8 protein-coding genes are annotated in these 8,335 nt (G+C 69.5%); 4 read left to right on the top strand and 4 right to left on the bottom strand.

The annotated features are described in order from the left end of the window. A partial coding sequence (locus tag AC1DVT_RS15575) for a TolB family protein (RefSeq protein WP_477389914.1) occupies positions 1–450 on the bottom strand: 450 nt, incomplete at its 3' end. A gap of 3 nt (positions 451–453) precedes the next feature. Next, positions 454–1,227 carry an SDR family oxidoreductase gene (locus AC1DVT_RS15570; protein WP_477389913.1) on the bottom strand — a complete coding sequence of 258 codons (774 nt, stop codon included), beginning with the start codon at positions 1,225–1,227 and terminating at the stop codon, positions 454–456. A gap of 153 nt (positions 1,228–1,380) precedes the next feature. On the opposite strand from AC1DVT_RS15570, the gene AC1DVT_RS15565 reads away from it, so the two are divergent. From AC1DVT_RS15565 to AC1DVT_RS15550, 4 genes are all read left to right on the top strand, one after another. Then, positions 1,381–1,854, top strand: a complete 474-nt coding sequence (locus tag AC1DVT_RS15565; protein ID WP_457098727.1) for an NfeD family protein — start codon at positions 1,381–1,383, stop codon at positions 1,852–1,854. Next, positions 1,851–2,816 (top strand): SPFH domain-containing protein, encoded by a 966-nt coding sequence (locus AC1DVT_RS15560; protein ID WP_477389912.1) that lies wholly within the window; start codon positions 1,851–1,853, stop codon positions 2,814–2,816. The genes AC1DVT_RS15565 and AC1DVT_RS15560 overlap by 4 nt, the downstream gene beginning before the upstream one ends. After that, a complete protein-coding gene (locus AC1DVT_RS15555; RefSeq protein ID WP_477389911.1) occupies positions 2,813–3,589 on the top strand; it encodes a glycerophosphodiester phosphodiesterase family protein in 777 nt (258 codons plus the stop codon). Before AC1DVT_RS15560 ends, AC1DVT_RS15555 begins: the two co-directional genes overlap by 4 nt. Positions 3,590–3,719: 130 nt before the next feature. Beyond that, complete coding sequence (locus tag AC1DVT_RS15550) at positions 3,720–4,112, top strand: RNA polymerase-binding protein RbpA (RefSeq protein WP_457098730.1); 393 nt, start codon at positions 3,720–3,722, stop codon at positions 4,110–4,112. Positions 4,113–4,118: 6 nt separating this feature from the next. Here AC1DVT_RS15550 and lnt read toward each other — a convergent pair whose 3' ends face one another. After that, positions 4,119–5,726, bottom strand: coding sequence for an apolipoprotein N-acyltransferase (gene lnt, locus AC1DVT_RS15545; protein ID WP_457098731.1), 1,608 nt, complete (start codon positions 5,724–5,726; stop codon positions 4,119–4,121). 9 nt (positions 5,727–5,735) lie between these two features. After that, positions 5,736–8,243, bottom strand: coding sequence for a DEAD/DEAH box helicase (locus tag AC1DVT_RS15540; protein ID WP_457098732.1), 2,508 nt, complete (start codon positions 8,241–8,243; stop codon positions 5,736–5,738). Positions 8,244–8,335 lie beyond the last annotated feature (92 nt).

The raw sequence follows: 8,335 nt of genomic DNA, 5'->3' as shown, positions 1-8,335 counted from the left end.
GCGCACCGCGGTGATCCGTCGCGGTGCCTCGGCCGAGGCATCGAGGCCCTCGACGGATCCGTACCGCCCGCGCTCGGCGACGCGCGCGATGAAGCCGATCGCGGCGCCGTCCGGTGACCACGCGAATTCGCTGACCCCGAGCGGGGCGTCGGTGGCCTGCACCGGCTCCCCTCCCCCGGCGTCCACGACGAAGACCTGGCTCTTGTCCTTGCCGTCGCCCCGCAGGAAGGCGAGGCGGGTGCCGTCGGGCGACAACCGGGGCGCGGAGTCCGAGATTCCTCTCGTGAGCCGGCGCGGAGCGCCAGCCGGCAGCTCGACACGCCACAGCTGACCCACGGCGCGGTTGGCGGCCACGTCCGGTCGCGAGCATGCGAACACGGCGAACGAGCCGTCCGGTGCGATCTCGGGCCGTCCGACCGAGATGAGGGTTTTGATGTCCTCAGCGCGCATGACTCACTCCGCGGCGAACGAGCCGGTGTCGCCGACCAGACGGGTGTTGTCGGCGGGCACGGGGTCGAGCGCGGCACGCGCGACCTCGGCGGCGAATTCGCCGACGTTGTAGAGCTTTCCGGCCTCTTCGCGCCGCGTGGCGATCGCGCCCGGGTTCGCGCGCTCGAGCAGGGTCGCGGTGATGGTGCCTTCGATCATGTCGCCGGAGACGACGACGAAGCCCACGCCGCGGCCGGTGAGGCCGGGAATCCGCTCGCGCAGGGCGTCTTCGCCGGCGCGCTTGGACAGCGCCACCGGCAGGTATTCGGGCATGGTCGGCGTTGTGCGGATGAAATGCGCCTGGTGGCTCGTGACGAACACGACCCGCGAGCCCTCGCGCAGCAGCGGGCCGGCCGCCTCGAGCACGTTCACCTGGGCGTCGCGGTTGAGCAGCAGCGCATAGTCCTCGGCCATGCCGGACTCCATGCCGCCGGACGCGTTGAGGACGAGGATGTCCAGGCCGCCGTAGGTGCGCTCGACCTCGTCGAACATCGCCTTGACCGACTCGGGGTCGGTGAGATCGGCTCCGATGACGAGCGCCTGCACGCCGAGCTCGCGCAGCTCCGCGCCGAGCTTCTCGGCGCGGGGCGCCTTGTTGCGGTAGTTGATCACGACGTCGGCGCCGGCCTGTGCGAAGTACCGCGCGGTATCGGCGCCGATGCCGCGCGAGGAGCCGGTGACGAGCGCGGTCTTGCCGCTGAGCGATCCGGGGGCCAGGGGAACGAGGGATTCGGACACGGGTACTCCAGGGTGTTGCGGGGCGACTGTGGGCGGAGGTTCCGCGCCCGCCGCGCGGGATCGCGTGGCGCCACTCGACCCTACCAAGCAGCCCCTTCTCGGCCCGGATCCAGGGCCCACCACGCGTGATAAGTTCAAGCCAGGAGGCACATCGTGGAGCTCATCCAGACGATCGAGGACTGGTCATGGATCGCATGGGTCGTCCTGATCCTTGCGTTCCTGGTGATCGAGATGCTCACGCTCACGTTCACCTTCCTGATGCTCGGCATCGGCAGCGTCGCGGGGCTCGTCGCCGATCTGCTCGGCGCTCCGTTGTGGCTGCAGGCGGTGGTCGCGGCCGTGGTCGCCGCAGTGCTGGTGCTCATCCTGCGGCCCCCGCTCCTGCGCCGGCTGCAGCGCGGCGAGGATCCGACGCCCTCGAATGTCGCGGCGCTCATCGGCCTCGCCGGTCGCGTCGTATCGACCGTCTCCCCCGACGGCGGGCAGGTCAAGCTGACGAACGGCGACATCTGGACCGCACGGTCCGAAGCCCTGCGGACGCTCGACCCCGGCACGCCGATCCGGGTCTCTCGCATCGACGGCGCGACCGCGTTCGTCCGGCCCGAATCCGAGGAGTCCAATTCATGAATGTCGGGCAGATCGTTCCCACCGCGATCGGCTGGATCCTCGCGATCACGGTCTTCGTCTTCGTGCTGGTGATCATCGTCCGCTCCATCCGGATCATCCCGCAGGCGAGCGCGGGGGTCGTGGAGCGCCTCGGCCGGTATCACAAGACCCTTATGCCCGGCTTGAACCTCCTGGTGCCCTTCATCGACCGGGTCCGGCCGCTCATCGACATGCGCGAGCAGGTGGTGTCCTTCCCGCCGCAGCCGGTGATCACCGAGGACAACCTGGTCGTCTCCATCGACACCGTGGTCTACTTCCAGGTCACCGATGCGCGCGCCGCGACCTACGAGATCGCCAACTACCTGGGTGCGGTCGAGCAGCTCACCACCACTACGCTCCGCAACGTGGTGGGCAGTCTCAACCTCGAAGAGGCGCTGACGAGCCGAGACAACATCAACGGCCAGCTCCGTGTCGTACTCGATGAGGCCACCGGCAAATGGGGTGTCCGGGTCGGTCGCGTCGAGCTGAAGGCGATCGATCCGCCGCACTCGATCCAGGATTCGATGGAGAAGCAGATGCGGGCCGAGCGCGACCGCCGCGCGCTCATCCTCACCGCCGAGGGCACGAAGCAGTCCGCGATCCTCGAAGCCGAAGGCCACCGCCAGGGCGAGATCCTGCGGGCCGAGGGCGACAAGCAGGCTGCCGTGCTGCGCGCGCAGGGCGAGGCCGAGGCCATCGCCACCGTCTTCCAGGCGATCCACGCCGGCAATCCCGACGAGAAGCTCCTGGCCTACCAGTACCTGTTGACCCTGCCGAAGATCGCCGAGAGCGCCTCCAGCAAGCTCTGGATCATCCCGAGCGAGTTCACCGACGCACTCAAGGGCATGAGCGGCGCCTTCGCCGGCTCGGTCAACGACATGGCACGACGGACGGATGCCGCGATCCCGCCGGCGCCGTCACCCGCTCCCACCGACCAGTCGTGACGCACCCCTGGTTCGCGCGCGCCGCGACACCGCGGGTGCTCGCGCACCGTGGCCTTGTGACGGCGGAGGGCAAGTCCCACGGCGTCGCCGAGAACTCCTTCGCAGCCGTCGCGGCCGCGGAAGCCGCCGGGGCGACTTATGTCGAGTCGGACTGCCACCTGACCCGCGACGGTGCCGTGGTGCTCTTCCACGACGACGATCTCTCCCGCGTGACCGGTGATTTGCGTCGCGTCGACCAGGTGACGGTCCGCGAGTTGGAAGGCATCATGGCCGGCCATGGCGGCCTGATCACCCTCGCGCAGGCCCTCGACACCTTCCCCCTGCTGCGCTTCAATCTCGACGTCAAGGCGTCTGCCGCCGCCGTGCCCGTGGGCCGCGAGGTGGCGGAGCACGGCGCTCGCGTGCTCGTCACGAGCTTCTCGGACGACCGCCGCCGCGCGGCGCTCGACGCGGCCGCTGCGGCGGCTCCCGGCATCCGTCCCGCCACGTCGCCTGGGACTTCCACGATCGCCCGTCTGCTCGGCGCTGTGTCGATGCGATCGGAGCGGATGGTGCGGCGCGCGCTCGCCGGAATCGACGCGGTCCAGGTGCCCGAGCGGCACGGCCGTGTGCGGATCGTGACCCCGAGATTCATCGACCTGACCCACCGCGCCGACGTCGAGGTCCACGTGTGGACGGTCAATGATCCGGTGGACATGAAGCGCCTCGTGGCGATGGGTGTCGATGGTGTCGTGACCGATCGGGCGGACGTCGCGCTCGCCGCCCTGCGCTGACGTTTCATAGCAGGAAACGGGCACAGCTCGGCCCTGTGCATCCACTGTGAATGCCGCCGTCCATCGCCTACTTCGGATGAGATGCCCAGGTCGCTTCGTTATACCTGAGAAGCGACGAGAGGACCCCACAATGGCAGACCGCAGTCTTCGCGGCATCCGACTCGGCGCCCAGAGCTTACAGAGCGAAGAGGGCGTCGTGTTCCATGAACGCGCACAGCACACCTACACCTGCACGGCGTGCGGGCGTGACACCACCATGACCTTCGCGGCCGACGCCGAAGTGCCCGACGCTTGGGAATGCCGCGTCTGCGGCGCCGAGTCTCTGCTGCGCATCGGCGAAGGCACGGCGACAGTCGACCACAGCGGCGACAAGGTCGCCCGCAGTCACTGGGACATGCTGCTGGAGCGACGCACGCTTCCCGAGCTCGAGGAGCTCCTCGAAGAGCGCCTCGCCTACGTCCGGGCGCGCCGTGGCGCCGGCGAGGACGTCAGTGCTCAGAAGGTCGACAAGATCAGCGCCTGACGCCCGTCAGCCGACTTCGACGGCGCCTGTTCCTTCGGGAGCGGGCGCCGTCTTCGTGTTGCGACGCCGGATCCAGGCGAAGACGCCGAGCGCGCTGATCGCGACGAGGCTTCCCCAGCAGAGCAGCGCCTGCAGCGCCTGCCCGATGACCACAGCGGGCGTCAGCCCGGTGCGCAGCGGCACCGTCGTGAGCATCTGACCGGCGGTGTCCGCCGGGAGGCCGTCGATCGTCGTGCCGTCCGGTGAGATCACCTGGCTCGTGCCGACCGTCGACAGGTTCACCACTGCTCGGCCGGTCTCGAGGGCGCGCATCCGCGCGAACGCCAGCTGCTGCAGATTCTCGTCGGTGCCGCGGAAGTCGGCGTTGTTCGTCTGGAACATGTAGACCTCGGCGCCGTCGCGCGCCCCGGTCCAGATGACGTCGTCGTAGATGACGTCGAAGCAGATCGCGAGTCCCACGCCGGTGCCGTCGATGTCGAAGAACGGCGACGAGCTGCCTGGGGTGTAGCCGCGACCGATCAGACCGATGAGGTCGGGGGCGAGCAGATTGTAGAACCAGCGATCAGGGACGTACTCCCCGAACGGCACCGGATGCCACTTGTCATAGGTCTGCGTCGGATTGGCGGCACCCTGCTCCCACAGCAGCGATGAATTGAAGTACTCCTCGCCCCGGGTGGTGACCGCGCTCACGAGCAGCGGTGCGTTGATCCGCCGGGCGAGGTCGTCGAGCACCGCCGCGGTCCTGGCATCGGTCGTCGGGTCGGAGTCGATCCCGCCTTCGGGCCACAGCAGCACATCCATTTCCTGTCCGACGAGGGGCTTGGTCGCCTCCAGCTGGGCGTCCAGCACGGCGTGCGGCGCGCGCTCGTCGAAGTAGCCGGCCGGTCCGTTGCCCTGCACCGCGCCGACGCGGATGGTGCCGGCATCCGTGGTCGGGAACTGCGGCACGAGCAGGAGGAGCAGCGCGAAGACGATCGTGGGGATGGCGTACCGGATGCTGCGGAACTGGCGCAGCCGCACGAACTCGATCGCGGCAGCACAGCACAGCACGATAAGGAAGGTCAGGCCCGAGATCCCGACCCACGACGCGAGGTGGCCGAGGATGCTCGTCGACTGCGTCACGCCGACGCGCCCCCAGGGGAAGCCACCGTAGGGCCAGGAGCCCACCACCTGCTCGCGCATCGTCCAGAGCCCGGCGACCAGCATCGGCAGCAGGATGAGGCGCGCCCAGCGCCCGGGGATCGCGCGCGGCAGCCAGCGGTAGGCGAGCGTGATCGGTATGGCGAACACCGCCGTGATGACGGCCTCGAGCATCGACAGCGCGAGCCACGGCACCGGCCCCAGGTACCGGGCGGTGAACGAGACGTTCACGAGGTAGAAGGCCGCACCGAACGCGAATCCCACGAGCAGCGCGCTCCACGTCCGACGGCCGATGAGGGCCATGAGCGCCATCGGGACGGCGACGAACACGGTCGGCCACCAGCCCAGTGCCGGGAAGGCGGTCGTCAGCACCAGCCCGCCCGCGGCCGAGACGAGCAGCGCGGCCCAGAGCGGCAGCAGGGCCGCGGGGCCGCCGATGTCGGGTCGGCGCGCGGAGGCGACGGGCTCGGGCACGGATCAACCCTAGACGGACGAATACGAGACGATGCCCCGGCGGACGGCGTCCAGCGCCTTCCGCGCCACCGTTGCGAGCGGGGCGTCGGCCACGAGCGAGAGCTGGTCGAGGAGGTCGATCGTCTGCTTCGTCCAGCGCACGAAGTCGCCGGCGGCCATGTCCGCCTCGATCAGCACGCGGTCGAGCGCCATTCCGCGCGCCCACGAGTGCATCGCGCCGGCCAGACCCGCGGCGATCGGCTCAGTGCCGGGGAGGCTGTGTGCCCGCTCCAGGTCGTCGAGGTGCTGCCACAGCTCCTGCGTCTGGCCGAGGGCGGCGCGGAACGCACCGCGCGGAAGTCCGTGCTCCGTCGGACCGGCGTCGTCGCGACGGGGTTCGTACACGAGGCTGCAGGCGAGGGCGGCGAGGGACGCGGCATCCAGCCCGTTCCACAGACCCTGCCGCAGCGACTCCGCCACGAGCAGATCGCGCTCGCCGTAGATGCGGCGCATGATCCGCCCGGCTGAGGTGAGCGACGTGGTCCCGTCGTCCTTCAACTCGACGTACGCCAACTCGTCGAGCACGTCGACGACGCGGTCGAAGATCCGGGCCACGGTGCCGGTGCGGTTGTCGATCTGGCGACGCAGCCCCTCGACGGTGCGGTGCAGCCGCCAGTATCGCTCGGCCCAACGGGCGTGCTGCTCCCGGTCGGGGCACTGATGGCAGGCATGGCGCTGCATGCGCCGGCGCAGCGAGGCGATCTCGCTCTGGCGCTTCTCGCGGGTGCCCCGTGACGCGTTCGCGTCTTTGCGGTGGAGCTTCTCGAGGTCGCTCAAGTCGCGCCGGATCTCCGCGTAATCGGTGAAGTCGCCGCGGTCGCAGGTCATCGCGGTGCGATAGCCCTCCAGCGAGGCCTCCTGCTCGCGCACCTGGCGGGCGAGACCCACCACCGCACGGTCGGCCTGGAACTGCGCGAACGACGACTCGAGGATCTCGCGCGCCTTCGGCCGGCCGAACTGGTCGATGAGGTTAACGGCCATGTTGTAGGTGGGCCGGAAGCTCGAGTTCAACGGATAGGTGCGGCGCGAGGCGAGTGCTGCGACGGCCTGCGGATCCAGCCCCTCGGTCCACTGGATGACCGCATGGCCCTCGACGTCGATCCCGCGCCGTCCGGCGCGTCCGGTGATCTGGGTGTACTCCCCCGACGTGATCGCGACGCGCGCCTCGCCGTTGAACTTCTCCAGCTTCTCGAGCACGACGGTGCGGGCCGGCATGTTGATGCCGAGCGCGAGGGTCTCGGTCGCGAAGACGGCCTTGACGAGTTTGCGTCGGAAGAGCTCCTCGACGACCTCCTTGAAGGCCGGGAGGAGGCCGGCATGGTGGGCCGCGACGCCGCGCTCGAGGTTGTCCAGCCACTCGAAGTAGCCGAGCACCGCGAGGTCCTCGTCAAGCAGGGCCCTGGTGCGCTCTTCGACGACCGCGCGGATCTCGGTGCGCTCCTCGGGGGTGGTGAGTCGGATGCCGGACCGCCGCACCTGCTGCACGGCGGCGTCGCACCCCACGCGACTGAAGATGAAGAAGATGGCCGGCAGGAGGTTGGCGCGCTCCAGGAGCTTGACGACATCCGGGCGGTCGAGCCGCTCGATGCGCTGCACGTTCGCCGAGCGCACCGGGCGGGTGCCGCCCTTGTTCGGGCGGTGCCGAGCGGCCTCGTAGCCGCCGTTTCGGTTCGCGGCGCTGCGCATCGCCTGGGTGCGCCGGTTGTTCTCGAAGTTCGCTCCCTTGAACGACCGGATGCGCATGAGCTCCTGGTTGACCTGCGCGGTGGCGATGCCGGCGCGGTCGTCGAACAGCGGCAGCAGGTCGCCACGCACGAGCACATGCTGCTCGAGGGGCACGGGGCGGATCTCGGAGACGATCACCTCGGTGTCGCCGCGGACCGTGTCGAGCCAGTCGCCGAATTCCTCGGCGTTGGAGACGGTGGCGGAGAGGGAGATCAGGCGCACGTCCGCGGGCAGGTGGATGATGACCTCTTCCCACACCGCGCCGCGGAAGCGGTCGGCGAGGTAGTGCACCTCATCCATCACCACGTAGCGCAGGCCCTTCAGCGCCGACGATCCCGCGTACAGCATGTTGCGCAGCACCTCGGTCGTCATGACGACCACTCGCGCGTTGCCGTTGATGTTCGTGTCGCCGGTGAGCAGGCCGACCTGGTCCGCGCCGTACACCTCGACGAGCTCGCGGAACTTCTGGTTCGACAGGGCCTTCATCGGGGTCGTGTAGAACGCCTTGGGCGGGTGCGGATCGGCGGCGGATTCGCGCATCGCCAGATGGATCGCGAACTCCCCCACGATCGTCTTGCCCGCACCTGTGGGCGCTGCGACCAGCACACTGCCGCCGTCCTCCAGGGCGTGGCATCCGGCGATCTGAAAGGGGTCGAGAGTGAACTTCTGGGATGCCGCGAACGCGGCCGTGATCGGATGTCGCTGATCCTCCCGTGCTCGCGCATATCGTTCGGCGGGCCCGGGTTCGCTCACGCGCTGGCCTCGGACGCCAGGAAGGCGGCGGTGCGTTTCGCCTTGCGGCGATCGAACAGGAGCGAGAGCCCGGCGGCGGCGAAGTACAGCAC

This window comes from Microbacterium sp. P2_F9, assembly GCF_056403635.1.
Note: the sequence above shows the minus strand (reverse complement) of the source record. Positions and strands in the feature narration are given on the sequence as shown.